Origin of the sequence: Streptomyces sp. NPDC046821, assembly GCF_040645335.1 — a bacterium.
Classification (GTDB): Bacteria; Actinomycetota; Actinomycetes; order Streptomycetales; family Streptomycetaceae; genus Streptomyces.
In genome coordinates this window covers 439,708-462,512 of sequence record NZ_JBEYYB010000003.1, presented here as the reverse complement: position 1 = coordinate 462,512, position 22,805 = coordinate 439,708, and the positions used below count along the sequence as shown (strand labels likewise).

The window sequence follows — 22,805 nt, the reverse complement described above, 5'->3', positions numbered from 1 at the left end:
ACTTCCGTACGAAATGGGCGGGGCCGTCGACTCCTAGCCGGCCACCGTCCCCGGCGCCGGCGCATAGCCCGTCGGCTGGCTCGTGAACGTACCCCTGCCCTGCGTCCGTCCACGCAACTGCGAGGCGTAGCCGAACAGTTCGGCCAGTGGCACCGTCGCCGTCACGACCGCCGTGCCCGCGCGCATCGTGGACGCCGAGATCTGGCCGCGCCGGGCCGCCAGGTCACCGAGTACCCCGCCCACCGCGTCCTCGGGCACGGTGGCCGTGACCTCGACGACCGGTTCGAGCAGGGCCATCACGCTCGCGCGGAAGGCCGCCCTGAGCGCGAAACGGCCTGCCGTGCGGAACGCCATGGGTGAGGAGTCCTTGGGGTGCGTGGACCCGTCGGTGAGTGTGACCTCCACCCCGGTGACCGGATGGCCACCGAGGGGACCCTCGTTCAGGGCGTCCCGGCAACCGGCCTCGACGGCCTGCACGTAGTCTCGCGGCAGCCGCCCGCCGGTGACGACGGAACGGAACACGAACCCGTCCTCGCCGGTGGCAACCGGCAAGGGCCGCACGTCGATCACGACATGTGCGAACTGCCCCGCACCCCCGTCCTGCTTCACATGCCGGTACACCAGCCCAGTGACCCCCCGGGAGACCGTCTCCCGATAGGCAACCTGCGGCCGTCCCACACCCACCTCAAGGGTGTGCGCGCGGCGGATTTTCTCCACAGCCACCTCCAGATGCAGCTCGCCCATCCCCGACAGCACCGTCTGACCGCTCTCGCAGTCGGTCCTGACGACGAGTGAGGGATCCTCCTCGACGAGTCGTGCCAGCGCGGACACCAAACGGACGCTGTCCGCGTTGCTACGTGCTTCCACGCTCACGGACACGACGGGTTCGGCGACCGTGGGCGGTTCGAGCACGAGTGGCGCGTCGGGTGCGCACAGGGTGGCTCCGCTGCGGGCGGTTTTCACCCCGGCCACCGCGACGATGTCACCCGCCACCGCACGTTCCACCTCGGTGTGCCGGTCGGCCTGGACCCGCAGGATCCGGCCGATCCGTTCCGTACGCCGGGCGCCCGCGTCCCACACCGCCTCTCCCCTCTTCACCGTTCCCGAATACACCCGCAGGTAGGTCAGCCGCCCGCGCGGTGTGGCCTGTACCTTGAACACCAGCGCGGCCAGCGGCGCGGCCGGATCGCAGGCACGCTCCTCGGCGATGTCGCCGGCGGTGCCGCGGACCGCAGGCACGTCGACGGGTGACGGCAGATAGGCGACGACCGCGTCCAGGAGCGGCTCTACGCCCCGGTTGCGGTACGCCGACCCGCACAGCACCACGACGCCCTCGCCGCTGCGCGTCAGATCGCGCAGCGCCTCGGTCAACGTCCCCGTGGACAGCGCCGATCGGTCACAGAACTCCTCCAGCGCACCGGGGTGCAGCTGCGCGACCGTCTCCTCAAGCAACCGCCTGCGCCGCCGCGCCTCCTCACCCAGCTCCTCCGGCACGGCCACCTCGTCGTACGTGTCACCGCCCTCGCTCCACACCAGGGCGCGCATACGGAGGAGGTCGACGACGCCGGTGAAGGAGTCCTCCCGGCCGATGGGCAGCTGGACCACCATCGGGACCGTGTCGAGGCGCCGCCGCATGGACGCGACCGCCGTGTCGAGGTCGGCACCGGCGCGGTCGAGCTTGTTGACGAAGGCGATTCGGGGTACGCCGTGGTGGTCTGCCTGGCGCCACACGGACTCGCTCTGCGGCTCGACGCCCGCGACGGCGTCGAAGACCGCGATCGCGCCGTCCAGTACGCGCAGGGAACGTTCCACCTCGTCGGCGAAGTCGACGTGGCCGGGGGTGTCGATGAGGTTGATCCGGTGCCCGTCCCACGTGCAACTCACGGCCGCGGCGGAGATGGTGATGCCCCGTTCGCGTTCCTGGACGTCGAAGTCGGTGACGGTGGTGCCGTCGTGGACCTCGCCCCGTTTGTAGGTGGCACCGGTGACGTAGAGGACGCGTTCGGTGACGGTGGTCTTCCCGGCGTCTACGTGGGCGAGGATGCCCACGTTGCGGACGACGGTGAGCGCATCGTGAGAGCGAAGGTTGATCTGGTCGGTACGCACGCCTGCTGGCCTTTCAGTGGTTGCACACAGGGCAGCGCGATGACCGGACGAACGACGCGACGAACCCCGAACCAAAGGGGTCCGCGCGGAGACAGAACTCAGAAGTTCGTCACGGTGGACCGGTACAGGCCGCGCAGCCGGTACCCGACACACCGAGACACCAGGATCACCTCGAACCGTGACCGGGGGACGACGAAAGCGGTGCGATGACGCACGGCCCGACTCCCCTCACTCGCCACGGCGCGCACACTGCACGCATGGGCAGCGGCGCGAATACGTGGCGAGTGTAGGCAGCCGGGCACACACCGGGCACCTGATTAAAGGAGCACCCTGAGGTCGCCTCAGGGGTGCATCCTCGCCCCCTTGAGCACCTTGTCGACGGCGTTGCGCGGCCCGTACACCGCCATGCCGACGAGGTCGAGCCGGTCGGTGGCCACGGCCCGCACCGCCGCCCGGTTGTCGCGGTCGTTGCCCGTGCCGAACAGTTCCGCCGTGAACACCGAGGTGGGCAGCGAGCGGGACACGGCACGCGCGTGTGCCTTGGCCAGCGTCTCCCCCGCCCCTTCGAAGACCAGCACCGGCTGACGGAACATCGGCAGATAGGCGGTGTCGTCGGCGTCCTCGTAGGGTGCGCCGATCACCTCGGGGGCCGCCGTACCGAGCCCGCTGACGAGGAACGCGGTCACGTTGAGCCGCTGCCAGGGCTCCAGGTCGTCGCGCAGCAGGACCGCGATCTTCGTGTCGAAGCGGACGGGCGCGAGGTCGGTCTCCTCGGTGTGCAGGGTCGTCGTGCCGGCGGTGATCTCATCCATGGTTCTCATGCTTCGAGACTCCGCTGTAGACACCCGTCACGTCTTGTACGTTCCTTGCATGGTGGACGGGCCGGAGATCTCCGCGTGGCGCCCTCGAGTCGCGGGTGTCGTCGAGGTGTTCCACGCCCACTTCACCGAGCACGCGTACCCCATGCACGTCCACGACGCCTGGACGCTGCTGATCGTCGACGACGGCGCGGTCCGCTACGACCTCGACCGCCACGAGCGCGGCACCCCGCACGACACCGTGAGCCTGCTGCCGCCGCACGTCCCGCACAACGGGTCGCCCGCCACCGCGCAGGGCTTCCGCAAGCGTGTCCTCTACCTCGACTCGACGCAGCTCGACGACTCGTTCATCGGCCCGGCGGTGGACGGCCCCGACCTCACCGACCCCGTGCTGCGTACGCGTATCGGCCAGCTGCACACCGCGCTCGCGCACCCCGGCGACGAGTTCGAGGCCCAGAGCCGTCTCGCCCTCATCGGCGACCGCCTGCGCACCCACTTGCGCCCCGGAATCCGCCTCACCGAAGAGCCGCCCGGCCAGGGTGTCGCCCACCACCTCCGGGACCTCCTGGACGAGCACCTCCTCGACGGCATCGCCCTCGACGAGGCCTCACGCGTCGTCCACGCCCACCCCAGCCATCTCGTACGTGCCTTCAGCCGCACCTTCGGCATCGCACCGCACCAGTACGTGATGTCCCACCGTGTCGATCTGGCCCGGCGCCTGCTCCTCGGCGGCCGGCCCGCCGGCGAGGTGGCGAGTGCCGCCGGTTTCTACGACCAGTCCCACCTCACCCGGCACTTCAAGCGGATCCTCGGCACCACCCCCGGCCGCTACGCCCGCGCCACACCCAAGAGTTGACGGCGCACAGGCCGGCACGTAGGCACCCGGGCACCGACCTCTTTTGCCCGCTTCAGCGAGTGTTGTGCACGTTCGCGCAACCACTTCGTCCTACCGTCGTTGCACGGATGGCCCCGGCGTCGAGGCCGGGCAAGGACGAGTCTCAGGGAGTGTGCGTGAAGGTTGTCTGTGTCGGCGGAGGGCCCGCCGCCCTGTACTTCTCGATCCTGCTGAAGCTCCGGAACGGTTCGCACGACGTCACCGTCCACGAGCGGAACGCGGCCGGTTCCACCTACGGGTGGGGCGTCACGTACTGGCCGGACATGCTGGAGCGGCTGCGCGGTCACGACCCGGAATCCGCGTCCGCGATCCGCGAGAGTTCGCTGTGCTGGCGTGACGGGGTCGCGCATGTCGGGGAGCGCACCACGACCCATGAGGGGGACGAGGGTTTCGCGATCGGCCGGCACCGGCTCCTCGACATCCTCGCCCGGCGGGCCGAATCCCTCGGCGTCGGCATCGAGTACGGCCGCGAGATCGGTGAGCGCGAGCAACTGTCCGGCGCCGACCTGATCGTGGCCGGCGACGGCGCCAACAGCCGCCTGCGCGAGCGCCACCGCGACCACTTCGGCACGCGCGTGGCGCAGGGCCGCAACCCCTACCTCTGGCTCGGCACGACGAAGGTGTTCACCTCGTTCACCTTCGCGTTCAAGGAGACCCCGCACGGCTGGATCTGGTGCTACGCCTACGGGTACAGCGGCGAGCACAGCACCTGTGTCGTCGAGTGCTCCCAGGAGACCTGGCAGGGCCTCGAACTCGACCGGCTGCCACAGGCCGATGCCCTGCGCCGCCTCGAAGAGATCTTCGCGTCACTCCTCGACGGGCACGCGCTCATCGGGCGCAACGACCTCGACGGTCCCGCCCCCTGGCAGACCTTCCGCACGCTCACCAACCAGAGCTGGTCGCACGGCAACCTGGTCCTGCTCGGCGACGCCGCGCACACCACGCACTACTCGATCGGCGCGGGCACGACCCTCGCGATGCAGGACGCCATGACGCTGGCGAGCGCCGTCGCCGGAGCGGACCCGACGTCACTCCAGCCGGCGCTCGCCCGTTACGAACGCACGCGCAGGAGCGAGCTGCTCTCCGTCCAGAGCGCGGCCCGCCACAGCGCCCAGTGGTACGAGAACCTTCCGCGCTACATCCAGCTCCCGCCGGCCCACATGTTCGCCCTGCTCGGCCAGCGGCACTCACCGCTCCTCCCCCACATTCCGCCCCAGCTCTACTACCGGATCGACCGGGCCGCCGATCAGCTGCAGTCGCTGCGCAGGCTGAAGCAGTGGCTGGGCCCGCGCCTCGCCCGCACGCTCCAGCACCGCAGCGCGGCCAAGAGCTGACCCTCGCCCGGCCCGCAAAAAACCGGCGGGACTCAGAGGCGGACGATCACCAGCGCCGTGTCGTCGGAATTGGCGCCGCCCGAGAGCAGTTCGGCCAGCACGGTGTCGGCGAGACGTTCCTCGTCCGCCGACGCGTGCCGGGTGAGGCAGTCCGCGAGGCGCCGCAGGCCGGTGTCGATGTCCTCGCCGCGCCGCTCGATCAGGCCGTCGGTGTAGAGGACGAGCGCCGCACCCTCGTCGAACGGGATCACCGCCTCGGGCCTCGGTGCGGGTTCCGGGCGGGCGCCGAGGGGCGGGTCGGTCGCCTTGTCGAGGAGTTCCACGCTGCCGTCGGTGTGCAGCAGCATGGGCGGGAGGTGGCCGGCGCTGCTGTAGGTGAGGGTGTGGCTGTCGTAGTCGATGACCACCTGTACGGCGCTCGTGGACTCGGCGCCCTCGACCGAGCGTGAGTAGAGGCCGAGGGCTTCGAGGGCGGACGCCGGGCCGTCGGCCACGCGGACGGCGGCGCTCAGCGCGCTGCGGAGCTGGCCCATGACACCGGCCGCCCGCAGTCCGTGGCCGACGACGTCGCCGACGGCCACGGCGATCCGCTCGTCGGTTAGTTCGGCCAGGTCGTACCAGTCGCCGCACACGTTGAGGGCGCCCACGGCCGGCTGGTACCGGACAGCCACCCTGCTTCTCGCGACCGGGCCCGGCACCGGGAGCATGGCGGCCTGTAGCGCCAGGGCGACCTCGCGTTCGCGGGCGTGGGCCTGGCGCAGCCGCTCGTTGACCTCCTGGAGTTCGCGGGCGCGGGTGTAAAGCTCGGCCTGCAGCACCTTGGCCCGGTCGCCCTCGCGGCCGCCCTGCGCGCGGATCAGCTGGGTGACTTCCTCGACGCGGTGCACCAGCAGCACCACGTTCCCCTCCGGGCCGAGCACCGGCACGTTGACGGGGCTCCAGTACCGCTCGTCCCACTCGCCGGGCCGGTCCTGGTACTCGACGTCGTAGCGCTGGAGCGCCATGGTGTCGGGTTCCCCGCTGTCCGCCACCCGCCGCAGGGACATCTCCAGGTTGCGCATCCCGTTGGCGGCCTCGTCGTTCGGGTTGTCGGGGAAGACGTCGAAGAGGTAGCGGCCGATGAGCTGTTCGCGGGTGCGCCCGGACATCCGGCAGAACGCCTCGTTGGCATCCGCGTACACGAGGTCGGTCCTGAGCAGGGCGACTGCCCCGGGCAGCGCCTGGAAAACCTGCTCGAAGTCGATTCCGGGGTCCGTCACCTCGCGTCCAGCCTCCTCGCTCCTGCCCACGATTGCGGCAGCGGGCACCCGGTGCAACCCGGGCCCGGACACCACGAGGTGTCCGGGCGAGGCGGGCCGGACTTTCCCGTACGTCATCGGTGGCAGGTACCAGAGCGTCGTCAGTGGTGCCAGGCGCTTCCGCCGGTGTTGCGGATGAAGCGCTGAAGCACCTTCATCGTGGTCAGGTACTCCTCGTCGGAGATACCCGCGTGCCGCTCGGCCCCCAGATCCTTCTGGAGGGCGGCCAGCTCGTCGAAGGACTCCTTGCCCGTGGCGGTGAGCGTGAGCCGGCCCGACGCGTCCTCGTCGATCCAGCCGCGGGCGATCGTCGTGTCGATCTCCTCCGCCAGGACGGTCTTCCCCGCCTTGAGGTATCCGGCGAGGATGTCGGACACCTCGTCCCGGGTCATGACGTGGTCGGCACCGGCGACCTGCGCGAGGACCCACCACTGCGGCTGCGTGGTGCCCTTCTCCGCGAGGGCGCCCCGGGTCCGGGTGACGACGGCGTCGTGCGCGGCCCAGGCCCAGTAGCCGATGGGCTGCTGGATGAGTTCGGCGTCGTTGTGCGAGTACTCCATGGTCGATGTGCTCCGTCCGGTGTTCGAGAACCTTTGGTGCGTCCGACCCTAGGAACTCAACCGCGGTTGAGGTCCAGTCCCGCCGCCACACCCGAGCGGGCCAGCCAGCGGCCCGCGTGGCGGGTGACCTCGATGGGGCGGCCGAAGCAGGCCGTCATCACGGGGGCCGTCAGGACGTCGTCGACGCGACCCGTGGCGAGGACCCGGCCGTCGCGCAGGAGCAGCGCGTGGCCGATCGCCGGTGACAGTTCCTCCAGGTGGTGGGTGACGGTGATGGTCGCCAACTCCCGGCGCGACTCGGCGAGTTGGCGCATCGTGTCGATGAGGTCCTCGCGCGAGGGCAGGTCGAGGGCGTTGAAGGGTTCGTCGAGCAGGAGGAGGGACGGGTCCGCCATCAGGGCGCGGGCGATGAGGAGGCGTGCCCGCTGGCCGCCGGAGCAGACGCCGTACGGGCGGTCGGCGAGGTCCTTGATGTCGAGTTCGGCGAGCAGCGTGTGCGCCCGCTCGCGCACGTCGGCGTCGTACGAGCGCCACAGCGGCTGCACGGTGCCGGTGTGGCCGGTGAGGACGACGGTGTGCCCGGTGAGGTCCCCCGGCACGCGCTGCGCGCTCGACACCAGGCCGATGTGGGTGCGCAGTTCGCGTACGTCGACGGCGCCGAGCCGGTGGCCGAGGACCTCGACGGTGCCGGTGGTGGGGTGCGCCAGGGCGCCGATGAGCCGGAGCACGCTGGTCTTGCCCGCGCCGTTGGCACCGAGCAGCGCCCAGTGTTCGCCGGAGCGCACCGTCCAGTTGATGTCGTCCAGGATGACCTGGTCCGTGGTGAATCTGCGCACGCCGACCCCGTCGAGGGCGGCGACGATCCGTCCGTTGCTCACTGACTGACGCCTCCGGTCCGTCCTGTCGAACTGACCGGCACAGGTTAGCTGTAGGCGGCACGTAACAGCGGAGGCATCCGGGTGGTGGACCCCCTAAGGGCCGGCCTCCGTGTCGCCCTCCGCGCTCAGGTGCGGCAGGATCCGGTCGAGCCAGTGCGGGGTCCACCAGGCCGAGCGGTCGAGGAGCGTCATCACCGCCGGCACCAGCAGCAGGCGTACGACCGTCGCGTCGATGAGGACACTCGCGGCCAGGCCCAGGCCGAGCATCTTCACCACGATGTTGTCGCTGAGGAGGAACGCCGCGAAGACGCTGACCATGATGAGCGCCGCACACGTGATGACGCGGGCGGTGATCTCCAGGACGTGCGCGACGCTGCCCTTCGCGTCGCCGGTGCGCAGCCACGCCTCGTGGATGCGGGACAGCAGGAAGATCTCGTAGTCCATGCTGAGGCCGAAGACGATGGCGAACATCATCATCGGCACGTAGCTCTCGATGGGCACCTTGCCGGACACCCCGAGCGCGGGGCCGCCCCAGCCCCACTGGAAGACGGCGACCACGACGCCGTACGCGGCCGCGATCGAGATGACGTTGAGCACGGCCGCCTTGACGGCGACGAGGAGGCCGCGGAACACGGTGAGGATGACGAGGAACGCCAGGCCCACGACCACAGCGATGATCAGCGGAAGGCGCCTGGAGACGATGTCGAGGAAGTCGACCTGGGCGGCGGTCGTGCCGGTGACGTAGGTGCTCGCGTCGGTTCCCTTGACGGCTTGCGGCAGGACGTCGTCGTGGAGGTGGTTGGTCAGGTCGGTGGTCTTCTTGTCCTGCGGGGCGGCGACGGAGTAGGCGGTGGCGATCAGGACGTCGCCGTCGGACGTGGCCTTGAGCGGGGTGACGGTGGCGGCGTCGGGGACGTCGGTGAGGGCCTTCTGCGCCTGGCTGAGAAGTGCGGAGCGGTCGGACTGCGGGACGGACGTCTGGTCGATCACGATCGTCAGGGGGCCGTTCGACCCCGGCCCGAACGCCGACGACATCAGGTCGTAGGCGCGCCGGTCGGTGAAGGACTTGGGGTCGGCGCCGTCGCCGATGTGGCCGAGCTGGATGAACAGGAGCGGGTACGCGAGGACGAGCAGGACGATCACGCCACCGCTCAGGAACCACCACGGCCGGCGTTCGACGCGCTGCGCGTAGCGGTGCCAGCCGCCGTGGGCCCCCTCGCCGGCCTGCGGATCGGCCTCCGCGACGGGGGTGCGGACATGGACCTTGTCGATACGGCGGCCGATGAGGCCGAGGATCGCGGGTACGAGGGTGAGCGCGCCGGCCACGGCGGTGACGACGGTGACGGCCGCGGCGAGCCCGAGCTTGCCGATGAAGGTGAGCCCGGAGACCCAGAGCCCGGAGAGGGCGATGATCACGGTGCAGCCGGAGAGCAGGACGGCGTGCCCGCTGGTGGCGGCCGCGGCGCCGGCGGAGGCCACCGGGTCCCGGCCGTTCATGAGGTTCTGGCGGTGCCGGGTGACGAGGAACAGCGCGTAGTCGATGCCGACGCCGATGCCGATCATCGTGGCCAGCGTCGGGGACACGGTGGCGAACGTGGACGCGGCGGCGAGCAGGCCCAGCAGGGCGAGCCCGCACACGGCGCAGATCAGCGCGGTGACCAGGGGCAGCACGGCGGCCATGAGACTGCCGAAGCCGATCAGCAGGACGACGATCGCGACGCCGAAGCCTATGACCTCGCTGGCGCGGTCGTTCGCGTCGGGCCGGGCCAGTTCGCCGAGCGGTCCGCCGTACTCGACGTCGACACCGGCGGCGCGCAGCGGCTGCACGGCCGAGTCGACGCCGTGCAGATAGGACTCCCCGAGCGTGGAGGGCTGCACGTCGAAGCGGACGGTGATGTACGCCGTCTTGCCGTCGGTGGACAGGGGGCCGACGTTCACTGTCCCGCTGGGTGGCGGGGGCGGCTTCTGGCCCGGCGGGGGCAGCGGGTTCTGGGCGGAGAGGACGTGCGGGAGCTTTTGGAGCGAGCTGACGGCCGAGGAGACCTGGCTGCTGAAATCGGTGAGCGGCTTCGAGCTGTCGTGCAGGACGATCTGGCTGCTGTAGCCGCCGGCCGCGGGCTCGTGCTTCTTGAGTACGTCGAGGCCTTCTTGCGACTGCGTGCCGGGCAGCGAGAAGTCGTCCGAGTAGGTGCCGCCGTACGCGTGATTCAGGACCTGGAGCCCGGCGAGGGCGGCCAGCCACAGCACGATGACGATCACGAAGTGCCGGGCGCACCACTCCCCGGTGCGGCGCAGGGTCCCTTTGTGCCGTGGACGGGCGTTCCCCGCCGGGACGGCGTTCACGGACGGTGGCTCGCTCATGTGGCCTCTCCTCGCCCCCTCGCGGTGAGAGGCCTTCGGAAATCCCATTGAAGGCCGGGCCCCTGGGCACGGCATTCCGGTACGGGAGAACGGGTGACGGCCGCCCCGCCACCTGCCTCTCGTAGGGTCGGCAGCACCCGCACACGTCAGGAGAAGCAGTGACGATTTCCTTCAAGGACGTACGAGCAGCAGCCGACCGGATCGCGGGCCACACACGCCCGCTCGCGGTGGCGCCCCTCGGTGACGGGGCGTCGGACGGGGCGTTCGGTGACGCGTTCGGCGGCGCCGAGGGCTGGCTGGCGCTCGAATTCATGCAGCACACCGGCTCGTTCAAGGCGCGCGGCGCGTTCAACTTCGTCAGCAGCCACGTCGAAGCGGGCCTGATGCCGGACGCGGGCGTGGTCATCGCCTCCGGGGGCAACGCCGGGCTCGCCTGCGCGTGGGCGGCGGCCCGGCACGGGGTGGCGGCCACCGTCTTCGTGCCCGAGACGGCACCGGCGGTGAAGGTCGACAAGCTCCGGCAGTTGGGGGCCACGGTCCGGCAGGTCGGCACGGAGTACGCCCAGGCGCTGGCCGCCTCTCAGGAGTTCGCGGCCGGGAGCGGCGCTCTCCAGTCCCATGCCTACGATCACCCGCTCGTCGCGGCGGGCGCGGGAACGGTGATGGAGGAGCTGATCGAGGCGCAGCCCGGGATCGACACCGTCCTCGTCTCGGTGGGCGGCGGCGGGCTGTTCACGGGCATCGCCGTGTCGGCGCTGGAGCACGGCGTACGCGTCGTGACCGTGGAGCCCGAGCGGTGCTGCGCCCTGTACTCCGCGCTGGACGCGGGCGCGGTGGTCGACGTACCGGTCGACTCCGTCGCGGCGGACGCGCTCGGCGCGCGCCGTGTCTCCGAGACGGCGCTGGAATGGGGCGGCAAGGAGCATGTGCGGTCCGTCCTCGTGACCGACGAGGCGATCGTCTCGGCGCGCCGGGCGCTGTGGGACGACCGTAGGCTCGTGGTGGAGCACGCGGCGGCGACGGCGCTCGCGGCCGTGACGTCCGGTGTCTACGTTCCGTCGCCAGGAGAGCGTGTGGCCGTGATCCTGTGCGGCGCGAACACCGACCCGTCGGACCTCACACAGCACACCGGCGACCGGAACCAGGGAGAAGCGCGATGACGACGACCGCCAAGCCGACCGTGCAGCACGAGGACGAGCTGGTCCGGGTGACCCGCTGGGACTTCGAGCCGGACACGCGGACCGGCCGCCACCTCCACGAGCACGACTATGTGGTCGTGCCGGTGGTGGACGGCCGGATCAGCGCGTTTCTGCCGGACGGCACGGTGACCGAGTCACAGTTGCGCGCAGGTGAGTCCTACGCGCGGCCGGCGGGCGCGGAGCACGATGTCGTGAACACGGGCGGCACGTGGCTGGCGTTCGTCGAGATCGAGCTCAAGGGGACGTCGGTCAACTCCCTTGGGTCAGCGCATAGTTGACGCAATTTCAAGAGAGCCGCGGGCGTCACTTCACCAGGTACTTGCAGCCCGCGATCGACTTGCCCTGCTCGTTGTCAGCGACCTGCTTGCCGTCGACCTTGATGACGCACGGCGCCGGCCTGAGCTGACCGTCCGAGCCCGCCACCGAGCCCGGGACGATCGATACGAGGCTGCCGACCTTCAACTCGGCGCCCTTGAGGGAGAGTTGGATGGTCTTCGACCAGGGCAGCTTCACCTGCTCCGTGCTGCTGTCGCCCGCCGTCCAGAAGACCTGCGTGCTGCCGTGGCCGAGCACCTCGAAGGTCACCTCGCGGGTCGCCTCCTCGCCGGCAGGCTTCCCGGCCGGAGTCGAGGCGGCCTGCGAGGGCGCCTTCGACGCGTCCTGACCTGCCTGCTTGCCGTCTCCGCCGCCGCTGCCGCTGCCGCAGCCGGTGAGCAGAGCGGCTGCCGCCGCGACCAGAGCGATTCCCGTTACGGTCCTGCGCACGTTTCCTCCGAGATCCCCGTACAACCCGTACAGCTTGGCGGCCCAAGACACCTACCGCGTCCGGGCCGAGCCACCGAGCATAGTGGGCGCCCGGATCCGTCATGCCCCTAGGAAGGTTCGGGCCCCGGCGCTACCCTCCGCGCATGATTCCGACCGTTGTCTGGGGTACCGGAAATGTCGGGCGGGCGGCGATCCGTGCCGTCGAGGCCCATCCGGCGCTGAGCCTGGGCGCCGTACTGGTCCACGATCCTGCGAAGGTCGGCCGCGACGCGGGCGAACTTGCGGGCCTGGAACATGAGTTGGGGGTCACCGCGACCGACGACATCGAGGCGGTGCTCGCCGCCCGACCGCGCGCGATCGTCTACGCGGCCTCCGGCGACACCCGTCCCGACGACGCCCTGGCCGACATCACCCGGGCCGTGCGGTCGGGCGCCGTCGTCGTCTCCCCCGCGCTCTACCCGCTCTACGACCACCGCAGCGCGCCGCCGGAGTTCCGGGACCCGGTGGTGGCCGCAGTCAAGGAGGGCGGCGGTTCCCTCTTCGCGTCCGGCGTCGACCCCGGCTGGGGCAACGACGTGCTGCCGCTCCTCATGAGCGGCCTCGGCAGCACCGTGGACGCGATCCGCTGTCAGGAGATCTTCGACTACTCGACGTACGACCAGCCGGACTCAGTGCGGTTCCTGGTCGGCATGGGCCAGCCGATGGACTACGACCCGCCGATGCTCTGGGACACCGTGCCCACCATGGTGTGGGGCGGTCAGATCCGGCTGATGGCGCGGGCGCTCGGGGTCGAACTCGACGAGATCCGCGAGACGTTGGAGCGCCGGCCGCTCGAAGCCACCGTGAGCACCCGGACAATGGGCGACTTCGAGGCGGGCACCCAGGGTGCCGTCCGGTTCGAGGTGCAGGGCATCGTCGACGGCGAACCGCTCCTCGTCATCGAACACGTCACCCGTATCCACCCGTCGTGCGCGCCGGACTGGCCGGTGCCACCCGACGGCACCGGCGCGCACCGGGTGATCATCGAGGGCCGTCCGCGGATCGAGGTCACCGTGGAGGCCTCGGACGAGGGCGAGAACCGGTCCGCGGGCGGCAACGCAACGGCCGTGGGCCGCCTGGTGAACGCCATCGACTGGCTCGTGGACGCGGAACCGGGCCTCTACGACGCACTCGACATCCCGCTGCGCCCCGCAGCCGGAAAGCTCGGCCGAAGCGGAAGGAAGCCACGATGATCATCGACATCCCCGAGGGCCAGGAACCGATCGGTTACGTCTGGGGCGACATGGTCCCCGGCATCGGCATGGCGGCCGCGAACTTCTCGCTGTCGGTGTACGCCCATACGACGCTGGGGCTGCGGGAGTTCGAGGCGGCGCGGCTGCGGATCGCCCAGATCAACGGGTGTCAGTTCTGCCTGGACTGGCGGACCGACCGGGACGGGGAGAAGGTCGAGGAGTCGTTCGCCGACGCGGTGACCGACTGGCGCTCCACGGACGCGTTCGACGACCGCACCCGCCTCGCGGCCGAGTACGCCGAGCGGTACGCGCTCGACCATCACGGCCTGGACGACGAGTTCTGGTCGCGGATGACGGCGCATTACAGCCAGGTGGAGATCGTGGAGCTGAGCATGAGCATCGGTTCGTGGCTGGCGTTCGGCCGCCTCAACCATGTGCTGGGTCTCGACACGGTGTGCGTGCTCCCCACGGGCTGACGGCGGAAGGCCGCCCGGCGCATCGCCGGGCGGCCCCTGTTACCCGTAGCCCCCTAAAAATCCGTGGCGATGATCTTCTCGATGTTGCGCTCGGCGAGTGCCGTGATCGTGACGAACGGGTTGACGCTCGTGTTGCCGGGGATGAGCGAGCCGTCGATGGCGTACAGGCCCGAATAGCCGTGCAGGCGGCCGTAGTTGTCGGTGGCCTTGTTCAGGACCGCGCCGCCGAGCGGGTGGTACGTCAGGTGGTCGCCCCAGATCTTGTAGGTGCCGAAGAGGTCGGTGCGGTAGATCGTGCCCTCCGTCGCGTTGATCTTGTCGAAGATCGTCTTGGCCATGTCGATGGACGACTGTTTCCAGGCCTTCTGCCAGTTCAGGTCGGCCCGGCCCGTCGCCGCGTTCCACGTGAAGTCGGCGCGGTGCGGGGTGTTGGTGATCGCCAGGTAGAACGAGGCGTAGGTCTCGATGCCGGTGGGCAGCGGCGCGACCTCGGCGAAGGCGCCGCCCGCCGTCCAGTTGTCGATGCCGCCGCAGGGGATGGAGGACTGGAGTTTGCCGGTCGGGTCCCACATGTGGTTGGCGCGGCCGCACATGACGTTGCCGTTGTCGCCCCAGCCCTTGCCGATCTCTCCGTTCAGTGCGGGCAGGGCGCCGGTGGCCTGGAGCTGGACGAGGAGCTTGCTCGTGCCGACGCTGCCGGCGGCGAAGAACACCTTGTCGGCGGTGACGGTCTTGGTGGCGGTGGTCTTGCCCGTGGTGTCGATCTGGTTGATGACGACGGTGTAGCCGCCGCCCGACGCCGGCGCGACGGACGTCACCTTGTGCAGCGGGGAGATGGAGACCTTGCCGGTCGCCTTGGCCTGGGCGAGGTAGGTCTTCTGGAGTGACTTCTTGCCGTAGTTGTTGCCGTAGAGGATCTCTCCGGCGAGAGCCGACCTGGGGACGGTGCCGGCCATCTCCTTCTCCATGTAGTCCCAGTCGTAGACGTCCGGGACGAAGACGAACGGGAAGCCGGAGCGCTGGGCGTGCTTCCGGCCGACGCGCGCGAACTGGTAGCAGTCCGCGCTGTCGAACCAGGTGGGGTCGACGGTGCCGACGCCGAGCGTGGCGTTGGCGCGGGGGTAGTACGTCCCGTACATCTCGGCCGCGTCGACCGACGGGAGGATGGCGCCGAAGTTCTCGCGCTTGGGCGTGACCGCCATGCCGCCGTTGACCAGGGAACCGCCGCCGACGCCGCGGCCCTGGTAGACGATGATCTCGCCCATCTCCTCGGCGTCCAGAATTCCGGTGTAGCAGGGGACGTCTTTGTCGAGCGGGAAGCCGAGGAAGTTGCTGATGGGCTGTTTCGTCTTGGTCCTGAGCCAGTAGGAGCGGACGTCCGGGCTGGTGGTGTTGGCGAATATCTTTCCGTCGGATCCGGGGGTGTCCCAGGCCATCCCCATTTCGATCATGTGGACGTCGACACCCGCCTGGGCGAGTCGCAGGGCGGCCACCGAACCCCCGTATCCCGTGCCGACGACGAGAGCCCGGACATGGGCCCCGTTGTCGATCGGTGCGGTGGTCGACGTGGTGGCCGCCTCGGCGGCGAAGGCGCGGCCTGACAATGCGGCAGCACCAAGAATAGAACCGGTTCCAGCGATAAAAGTGCGTCGCGAGACGTTCTTGGAACCGATTGCACGCGTGGTAGAACCACTCATTGCATGTTCCTCACTCTCGATGGAAGCGAAACGAGTTCTACTGCTTACCGCGTAGCAAGTCACTACACTTGAACGGGTAATTCAGGTACGCCGAATGGATAACTCCCACCCATGTCTCAAGCCGCTCAGGCCTCAGCACTTTCATACGAGTACCGACAAGTTCATGCGGGCAGATATTCGGGCGTCTTATTAGACTTCGTGAGGGTGTGCGACATTCGGCCGCACCAGCGGTGACACGCAAGGACCCCATGACGACCTCACACAACGCGACCGTCGACCTCCCCGACGTGCTGTCCTGCGCCGAGAACGGCAGCCCTGCCCTGTTCAGCTCGGGCCCCGCGACCCCGCCCCGCACCCTCATGGACGTCTTCGGCATGTCCGTACGCGACCACCGGGACGAGGTGGCCCTGGACGACGGCGCGAAGCAGCTCACGTACCAGGCGCTCGCCGACGAGGTGGAGAGCCTGCGGGTGCGGCTCTGGCTGGCCGGGATCCGCCGGGGCGACCGCGTCGGGGTGCGCGTCCCGTCCGGGACGAACGACCTGTACGTCGCGATCCTGGCGGTGCTCGCGACCGGCGCCGCCTATGTCCCGGTGGACGCCGAGGACCCCGACGAGCGGGCCGACCTGGTGTTCGGCGAAGCCGGGGTGCGCGCCGTCATCGGTGCGGGGCACGACCTCACCGGCCTCGTCGGGGAGGAGGCGGCACGCACACTGCCGACCTCCGCCGCGTACCGGCCCGTTCCCGGCGACGACGCCTGGATCATCTTCACGTCCGGCTCCACCGGCAAGCCCAAGGGCGTCGCGGTCACGCACCGCAGCGCGGCGGCCTTCGTCGACGCCGAGGCCGCCCTGTTCCTCGCCGACGAGCCGATCGGACCCGGCGACCGTGTGATGGCCGGCCTGTCCGTCGCGTTCGACGCCTCCTGCGAGGAGATGTGGCTGGCCTGGCGCAACGGCGCCTGTCTGGTTCCGGTGCCGCGCTCCCGGGTCCGCAGCGGCGCCGACCTCGGCCCCTGGCTCGTCGAGCAGGACATCAGCGTCGTGTCGACGGTGCCCACGCTCGCCGCGCTGTGGGAGCCCCACGTCCTCGACGACGTACGGCTGCTGATCTTCGGCGGCGAGGCGTGCCCGCCCGAGCTGGCGCGGCGCCTGGTCACCGAGGGCCGCGAGGTCTGGAACACGTACGGCCCCACCGAGGCCACCGTCGTCGCGTGCGGCTGCCTCCTGACCGGTGAGGAGCCGGTCAGGATCGGGCTGCCGCTCGCGGGCTGGGAGCTGGCCGTCGTCGACGAGTCCGGCGTCCCCGTCCCGATGGGCGGCACCGGCGAGCTCGTCATCGGTGGCGTGGGCCTCGCCCACTACCTGGACCCCGACAAGGACGCGGAGAAGTACGCGCCGCTGCCCTCCGTCGGCTGGGAGCGCGCCTACCGGAGCGGTGACCTGGTGCGGGCGGACCCGGAAGGCCTCGTCTTCCTCGGGCGCGGGGACGAGCAGATCAAGCTCGGCGGGCGCCGTATCGAGCTCGGCGAGGTCGACGCCGCTCTGGGGGCGCTGCCCGGCGTCGCGGGCGGGGCCGCCGCCGTACGCACGGCGCGCAGCGGCAACGAGCTCCTCGTCGGATACGTCGTCACGCAGGACGGCTGGGACCGCGACGCTGCTGTCAAACGCCTGCGGGCCGCGCTGCCCGCCGCCCTGGTGCCGCTCCTCGCGCCGGTCGAGCATCTGCCCACCCGTACGTCCGGGAAGGTGGACCGGGCCGCGCTGCCTTGGCCGCTGCCCGACCTGGAGACCTCGACCGGACCCGCCGAGCAGCTGTACGGCACGGAGGCGTGGCTCGCCGAGCAGTGGGCGCACACGCTCGGGGTGTCCGTGAGCAGCGCCAAGGACGACTTCTTCGCGATCGGCGGCTCCAGCCTGGCCGCCGCCCAGCTCACCACCCGGCTGCGCACCCGCTACCCGAGCGCCGCCGTCCTCGACATCTACCAGCACCCGACGCTCCGCAAGCTCGCCCGCCACCTCGAGGAGTCCGCGCACGCCACGGAGGCGAAGCGGGACATCCCGCCGGTTCCCGTACGCACCCAGATCGCCCAACTCCTGCTTCTCGTACCGCTGTTCACGCTGGTCGGGCTGCGCTGGAGCGTGGCGCTCGCCGCGCTCGGCAACGCCCTGCACTGGTTCGGTGCCTACACCTGGGCGCCGGCCGTGTCCTGGTGGTGGGTGGCCGCAGGGGCGGCGGTGCTGTTCAGTCCGGCGGGGCGGCTCGCGATCGCGGCGGGAGGCGCGCGGCTGCTGCTGCGGGGCGTCACGCCAGGTGTGTACCCGCGTGGCGGGCGCGTCCATCTGCGCCTGTGGACGGCGGAGCGGCTCGCCGAGTGCAGCGGCGCGATCTCGCTGACCGGCTCGTGGCTGCTGCGGTACGCCCGTGCCCTCGGCGTCCGCGTCGGCCCGGACGTGGATCTGTACTCGCTGCCGCCGGTGACCGGGATGCTCAAGCTGGGCCGGGGCTGCGCGGTCGAGGCGGAGGTGGACCTGAGCGGTCACTGGGTGGACGGCGACCGGCTGGTCATCGGCCACATCAAGATCGGCGGCGGCGCCGTCGTCGGCACCCGCAGCCTGCTCTTCCCGGGTGCCCGCGTCGGCAAGAAGGCCGAGGTGGCGCCCGGCTCCGCGGTGACCGGCCAGATCCCCACCGGCCAGCGCTGGGCGGGCTCCCCCGCCGTGAAACTCGGCAAGGCCAAGCGCGACTGGCCCAAACAGCGCCCGAAGAGGACGTACGGGTGGCGGCTGATGTACGGGGCGTCCGGCCTGGCCCTGTCCTCGTTGCCGGTGCTCGCGGCCGTGCCCGCGCTGCTGGTGGCGGGGCGTTTCCTGCCTGCGGACGCGGGCCTCGGCGAGGCGCTGCGCGGCGCGCTGCTCGCGGTGGTGCCGGCGGGGCTCGCGTTCGGCTGCGCGTACGCGCTGCTGCTGATCGCCGCGGTACGGCTGCTGAGCATCGGGCTGCGGCCCGGGCTGCATCCCACGCACAGCAGGACCGGCTGGCAGGCGTGGACGGTGACGCAGCTGATGGACGCGGCCCGGGAGACGCTGTTCCCGCTGTACGCGGGGCTCATCACGCCGCTGTGGCTGCGGCTGCTCGGTATGAAGGTGGGGCGTCGCGCGGAGGTCTCCACGGTCCTCGCGCTGCCCAGCCTCACCACGGTCGGTGACGGGGCGTTCCTCGCCGACGACACGCTGACCGCCCCCTACGAGCTCGGCGGCGGCTGGGTGCGGATCGGGCGGGCCACGATCGGGCGGCGCGCGTTCCTCGGCAACTCCGGGATGACCGGGCCGGGACGCAGCGTGCCGGACGGCGGTCTGGTCGGGGTCCTCTCGGCGACGCCGAAGAAGGCCAAGAAGGGCACGTCGTATCTGGGCCTGCCTCCGATGAAGCTGCCGCGTGCCCCCGAGGGCGGCGACCACTCCCGTACGTACGATCCGCCGGCGCGGCTGCTGTGGGCGCGGGGCGCGGTGGAGCTGTTCCGGCTCGTGCCGGTCTTCTGCTCGGTGGCGCTGGCGGTGCTGGTGGCGGGGGCGCTCTGCGCGGTCGGGTCGGTGACCGGGTGGGGCTGGTGGGCTGCCGCCATGCTGTCGGGGCTTGTGCTCCTCGGCGCGGGCTGCGTCGGCGCGCTGACCGCCATCGCCGCGAAGTGGCTGCTCGTGGGCCGGCACCGGGCCGCCGAGCACCCGCTGTGGAGCAGCTTCGTGTGGCGTGACGAGCTGGCCGACACGTTCGTCGAGGTCGTCGCCGTGCCCTGGCTGATCGGCTCGGCGCCGGGCACCCCGCTGATGACGCTGTGGCTGCGCGGCCTGGGCGCGCGCGTGGGCCGGGGCGTGTGGTGCGAGAGCTACTGGCTGCCGGAGACGGACCTGGTGACCCTGGGCAGCGCGGTCAGCGTGAACCGCGGCTGTGTGCTCCAGACGCACCTCTTCCACGACCGCATCCTGCGCATGGCCACGGTGACGCTGCACGCCGGGTCGACGGTGGGCCCCGGCGGGATCGTCCTGCCGGGCAGTACCGTCGGCGCGCGCACCACGCTGGGTCCCGCGTCCCTGGTCATGGCCGCGGAGTCGGTGCCCGACGACACGCGCTGGCTGGGCAACCCGATCGAGGCGTGGCGGTCCTGAGGTCCTAGGGTCCTTAAGGTCGTACCGACCGGCCGGGGAGAAGGGTCCCTGGCCCTCCTCACCGACTCGACGGCGTTCCGACGCGTACGGCGCGGAACGGGGGGCACGACACAGACACGTTGATCGAGGACGGCGCAGGGAGTGGACCTTACGTGAGCGGCGCGACACCGGCATCGGACCCGTACTTCCCCGGCCACGGCGACCCCCGCTACCGGGTGTACCGCTACGAGCTCGCGATCGACTACCGCCCCGGGCCCAACCGTCTCGCCGGGACCGCCCGGATCAGCGCCATAGCGGGCCGGGCGCCGCTGGCCGAGTTCCATCTCGACCTCGCGGCCTTCCGGCTCGGCAAGGTGCTGGTCGACGGACGCCAGCCGCGCTACACGCACCGGGGCGGCAAGCTGCGCGTGCGGCCGGCGAAGCCGCTGCGGGCCGGGGCCGCGTTCACCGTGGAGGTGCACTGGTCGGGCAACCCGAAGCCCGTCAACAGTCCCTGGGGCGGTCTCGGCTGGGAGGAGCTGGAGGACGGCGCGCTCGTGGCGAGCCAGCCCGTCGGCGCCCCGTCCTGGTTCCCGTGCAACGACCGGCCCGACGACAAGGCCGCGTACCAGATCTCCGTCACGGTCCCCTCGCCGTACACCGTCGTCGTCGGCGGGCGGCTGCTCACGCGCACCACGAAGTCGTCGACGACGACGTGGGTGTACGACCAGCCGGCGCCCACGCCGACCTATCTCCTCGGCCTGTCCATCGGCATGTACCAGACGGTGCTGCTCGGCGACCCGGGGCTGGGCGGCATCCCGCAGAGCGCGTACGTGCCCGTGTCTCTGCTCTCGGACTTCTCGCGCGACTTCGCGCGGCAGCCCGAGATGATGCGCCTCTTCGAAGGACTGTTCGGGGCCTATCCGTTCGGGGAGTACGCGGTCGTGGTGGCCGACGAGGAGTTCGACGTGCCGGTCGAGGCGCAGGGGCTGTCACTGTTCGGTGCCAACCATGTGGACGGCGCCCGTGGCTGGGAGCGGCTCGTCGCGCACGAACTCGCGCACCAGTGGTTCGGCAACAGCCTCACGATCGCGGCCTGGCGGGACATCTGGCTGAACGAGGGCTTCGCCAAGTACGCGGAGTGGCTGTGGTCGGAGCGCTCCGGCGGCCGCACCACGCAGGAACTGGCCGCGGCCGCGCACCGGGAGCTGTCGACGCTGCCGCAGGACCTCGTCCTGGCCGACCCCGGCCGCAAGGCGCTCTTCGACGACCGGGTCTACGAGCGCGGCGGGCTGACCGTGCACGCGGTGCGCTGCGCGCTCGGTGACGACGCGTTCTTCCGCATGGTGCGCGACTGGGTCGCGGCGCACCGGCACGGCCTGGTCGGGACGGAGGCGTTCATGACGCACGTGGCGCGCTACACCACGTCGGCCGAGCGGGTCCACGAGATCATGAGCGCGTGGCTGCGGCACGGCCCGCTCCCGCCGCTCCCGGTCGAAAGGACGGGCCTGGAGGACGCGGGCAGCGCGGGCCGCTGAACCGCCGGGTCCTGCCGCGCGCTACTCGAAGCGCGTCGTGTCGCCCGCTCCGTGGCGCACGATCTCCATCTCGGGGCCGGAGAAGTCGATGACGGTGGTCGGCTCGGTGCCGCAGTCGCCGGAGTCGACCACGATGTCCACGACGTGGTCGAGCCGCTCCTTGATCTCCCAGCCCTGCGTCAGCGGCTCCTTCTCGTCGGGCAGGAGCAGCGTGCTGGACAGCAGCGGCTCCCCCAGCTCGGCGAGCAGCGCCTGCACGACCGTGTGGTCGGGGATGCGGACGCCGACCGTCTTCTTCTTGGGGTGCAGGAGCTGGCGCGGCACTTCCTTCGTCGCGGGCAGGATGAAGGTGTAACTGCCGGGCGTCGCCGCCTTGATCGCGCGGAACACGTCGTTGTCGATGTGCACGAACTGGCCCAGCTGGGCGAAGTTCTGGCACACGAGCGTGAAGTGGTGGCGGTCGTCGAGGTTGCGGATCTGCCGGATCCGGGTGATCCCGTCCCGGCTGCCGAGGCGACAGCCCAGGGCGTAACAGGAGTCGGTCGGATACGCGACGAGCTCGTCGGCCCGGATGCTGTCGGCCACACTGCTGATGGTGCGCCGCTGGGGGTTCTCGGGGTGTACGTCGAAGTACTTCGCCATTCAGCGAGTCTAGAGCGCGGGGGCGCTCCGCGATCTGCGAACGGCCCCGGCCGGGCTGCGCGGGCGGACCGGAGGGGCTGTGCGGGACGCACGGCGGGCGGGCTGGCGGGGGTGTACGGGTGGCCCGTCAGGGCTGTACGGGCCGACCGGCGGGGGTGCGGCGGGCGGCCGGAAATAGGGCTGCGGGCACGCGACGCGCGCGTGTTTCATGGGCTCCATGATCTCCTCCGACCGCTTGCTGGCCTTCGCCGCCATGTCCTTCCTCCTGATCGTGATTCCGGGCCCCAGCGTGCTGTTCGTGATCGGCCGTGCCCTGTCGCAGGGGCGCCGCGCCGCGCTGACGACGGTCGTCGGGAACACGCTCGGCGCCTACGTCCTCGTCGTGGCCGTGGCGTTCGGTGTCGGTGCCGTAGTGGAACGTTCGATCATCGCCTTCACCGCGCTGAAGCTCGTCGGCGCCGCGTATCTCGTGTACCTCGGGGTGAAGGCGGTGCGTCAACGGCGTTCGCTGCAGGCCGCGTTCACGGGTGACGGCGCCGCGCACGGCACCCTGCGTACGTTGTGGGAGGGGTTCGCCGTAGGCGTGGCCAACCCGAAGACCATCGTGTTCTTCGCCGCCGTGCTGCCGCAGTTCGTGGACCGCGAGCAGGGTCACGTCACGCTGCAGATGCTGCTGCTCGGCCTCGTCTTCAACGTCATCGCGGTGGCGTCGGACAGCGCGTGGGGCCTCGTCGCGGCGACTACGCGGAGCTGGTTCGCCCGCTCGCCGCGACGGCTCGGCATGGTCGGCGGAGTCGGAGGCCTGACGATGATCGGCCTCGGGGTCACGGTCGCGGCGACGGGCCGCGCGGGCTGACACAG

The 22,805-nt window shown here is 70.9% G+C and carries 18 protein-coding genes; 9 read left to right on the top strand and 9 right to left on the bottom strand.

Going from position 1 to position 22,805, the window contains the following annotated elements:
- Nucleotides 1-33: 33 nt before the first annotated feature.
- Both fusA and ABZ893_RS08625 read right to left on the bottom strand, forming a co-directional pair.
- The gene (gene fusA, locus ABZ893_RS08630) at nucleotides 34-2,106 is read right to left on the bottom strand and encodes an elongation factor G (RefSeq protein ID WP_361398909.1); all 2,073 of its coding nucleotides are present in this window, start codon (nucleotides 2,104-2,106) and stop codon (nucleotides 34-36) included.
- Between the two features lie 341 nt (nucleotides 2,107-2,447).
- Complete coding sequence (locus tag ABZ893_RS08625) at nucleotides 2,448-2,918, bottom strand: DUF2000 domain-containing protein (RefSeq protein ID WP_361398906.1); 471 nt, start codon at nucleotides 2,916-2,918, stop codon at nucleotides 2,448-2,450.
- Nucleotides 2,919-2,976: 58 nt separating this feature from the next.
- Between ABZ893_RS08625 and ABZ893_RS08620 the strand changes: the two genes are divergently transcribed.
- Both ABZ893_RS08620 and ABZ893_RS08615 read left to right on the top strand, forming a co-directional pair.
- On the top strand, nucleotides 2,977-3,780 hold the full coding sequence (locus ABZ893_RS08620; RefSeq protein ID WP_361398903.1) for an AraC family transcriptional regulator: 804 nt from the start codon (nucleotides 2,977-2,979) through the stop codon (nucleotides 3,778-3,780).
- Nucleotides 3,781-3,935: 155 nt separating this feature from the next.
- The gene (locus tag ABZ893_RS08615; protein WP_361398900.1) at nucleotides 3,936-5,153 is read left to right on the top strand and encodes an FAD-dependent monooxygenase; all 1,218 of its coding nucleotides are present in this window, start codon (nucleotides 3,936-3,938) and stop codon (nucleotides 5,151-5,153) included.
- Between the two features lie 32 nt (nucleotides 5,154-5,185).
- Here the strand turns inward: ABZ893_RS08615 and ABZ893_RS08610 are convergent, their stop codons facing one another.
- The 4 genes from ABZ893_RS08610 to ABZ893_RS08595 form a co-directional block, all read right to left on the bottom strand.
- A complete protein-coding gene (locus tag ABZ893_RS08610) occupies nucleotides 5,186-6,412 on the bottom strand; it encodes a SpoIIE family protein phosphatase (protein ID WP_361398898.1) in 1,227 nt (408 codons plus the stop codon).
- Nucleotides 6,413-6,552: 140 nt separating this feature from the next.
- On the bottom strand, nucleotides 6,553-7,011 hold the full coding sequence (locus ABZ893_RS08605; protein WP_361398895.1) for a MarR family winged helix-turn-helix transcriptional regulator: 459 nt from the start codon (nucleotides 7,009-7,011) through the stop codon (nucleotides 6,553-6,555).
- Between the two features lie 56 nt (nucleotides 7,012-7,067).
- On the bottom strand, nucleotides 7,068-7,889 hold the full coding sequence (locus ABZ893_RS08600; protein WP_361398892.1) for an ATP-binding cassette domain-containing protein: 822 nt from the start codon (nucleotides 7,887-7,889) through the stop codon (nucleotides 7,068-7,070).
- Nucleotides 7,890-7,982: 93 nt separating this feature from the next.
- On the bottom strand, nucleotides 7,983-10,250 hold the full coding sequence (locus ABZ893_RS08595) for an MMPL family transporter (RefSeq protein WP_361398889.1): 2,268 nt from the start codon (nucleotides 10,248-10,250) through the stop codon (nucleotides 7,983-7,985).
- 158 nt (nucleotides 10,251-10,408) lie between these two features.
- On the opposite strand from ABZ893_RS08595, the gene ABZ893_RS08590 reads away from it, so the two are divergent.
- Together ABZ893_RS08590 and ABZ893_RS08585 are read left to right on the top strand one after the other, a co-directional pair.
- Nucleotides 10,409-11,410 carry a threonine/serine dehydratase gene (locus ABZ893_RS08590; protein WP_361398886.1) on the top strand — a complete coding sequence of 334 codons (1,002 nt, stop codon included), beginning with the start codon at nucleotides 10,409-10,411 and terminating at the stop codon, nucleotides 11,408-11,410.
- Complete coding sequence (locus tag ABZ893_RS08585) at nucleotides 11,407-11,727, top strand: cupin domain-containing protein (protein WP_361398883.1); 321 nt, start codon at nucleotides 11,407-11,409, stop codon at nucleotides 11,725-11,727. Before ABZ893_RS08590 ends, ABZ893_RS08585 begins: the two co-directional genes overlap by 4 nt.
- Nucleotides 11,728-11,752: 25 nt before the next feature.
- Here the strand turns inward: ABZ893_RS08585 and ABZ893_RS08580 are convergent, their stop codons facing one another.
- Nucleotides 11,753-12,214 (bottom strand): hypothetical protein, encoded by a 462-nt coding sequence (locus ABZ893_RS08580; RefSeq protein ID WP_361398880.1) that lies wholly within the window; start codon nucleotides 12,212-12,214, stop codon nucleotides 11,753-11,755.
- Nucleotides 12,215-12,357: 143 nt separating this feature from the next.
- Here ABZ893_RS08580 and ABZ893_RS08575 point away from each other — a divergent pair, with 143 nt between their 5' ends.
- Together ABZ893_RS08575 and ABZ893_RS08570 are read left to right on the top strand one after the other, a co-directional pair.
- A complete protein-coding gene (locus tag ABZ893_RS08575) occupies nucleotides 12,358-13,446 on the top strand; it encodes a dihydrodipicolinate reductase (protein WP_361398877.1) in 1,089 nt (362 codons plus the stop codon).
- Nucleotides 13,443-13,922, top strand: coding sequence for a carboxymuconolactone decarboxylase family protein (locus ABZ893_RS08570; RefSeq protein WP_361398874.1), 480 nt, complete (start codon nucleotides 13,443-13,445; stop codon nucleotides 13,920-13,922). The genes ABZ893_RS08575 and ABZ893_RS08570 overlap by 4 nt, the downstream gene beginning before the upstream one ends.
- Before the next feature lie 53 nt (nucleotides 13,923-13,975).
- Here ABZ893_RS08570 and ABZ893_RS08565 read toward each other — a convergent pair whose 3' ends face one another.
- A complete protein-coding gene (locus ABZ893_RS08565; RefSeq protein WP_361398871.1) occupies nucleotides 13,976-15,619 on the bottom strand; it encodes a GMC oxidoreductase in 1,644 nt (547 codons plus the stop codon).
- A 248-nt stretch (nucleotides 15,620-15,867) separates the two neighbouring features.
- Here ABZ893_RS08565 and ABZ893_RS08560 point away from each other — a divergent pair, with 248 nt between their 5' ends.
- Both ABZ893_RS08560 and ABZ893_RS08555 read left to right on the top strand, forming a co-directional pair.
- Nucleotides 15,868-19,785 carry a Pls/PosA family non-ribosomal peptide synthetase gene (locus tag ABZ893_RS08560; RefSeq protein WP_361398868.1) on the top strand — a complete coding sequence of 1,306 codons (3,918 nt, stop codon included), beginning with the start codon at nucleotides 15,868-15,870 and terminating at the stop codon, nucleotides 19,783-19,785.
- Between the two features lie 152 nt (nucleotides 19,786-19,937).
- Entirely contained in the window at nucleotides 19,938-21,302 is a 1,365-nt protein-coding gene (locus ABZ893_RS08555; protein ID WP_361398865.1) for a M1 family metallopeptidase, read from the top strand.
- A gap of 21 nt (nucleotides 21,303-21,323) precedes the next feature.
- Here the strand turns inward: ABZ893_RS08555 and ABZ893_RS08550 are convergent, their stop codons facing one another.
- A complete protein-coding gene (locus ABZ893_RS08550; protein ID WP_361398862.1) occupies nucleotides 21,324-21,944 on the bottom strand; it encodes an L-threonylcarbamoyladenylate synthase in 621 nt (206 codons plus the stop codon).
- Nucleotides 21,945-22,152: 208 nt separating this feature from the next.
- On the opposite strand from ABZ893_RS08550, the gene ABZ893_RS08545 reads away from it, so the two are divergent.
- Nucleotides 22,153-22,800 (top strand): LysE family translocator, encoded by a 648-nt coding sequence (locus ABZ893_RS08545; protein ID WP_361398859.1) that lies wholly within the window; start codon nucleotides 22,153-22,155, stop codon nucleotides 22,798-22,800.
- Nucleotides 22,801-22,805 lie beyond the last annotated feature (5 nt).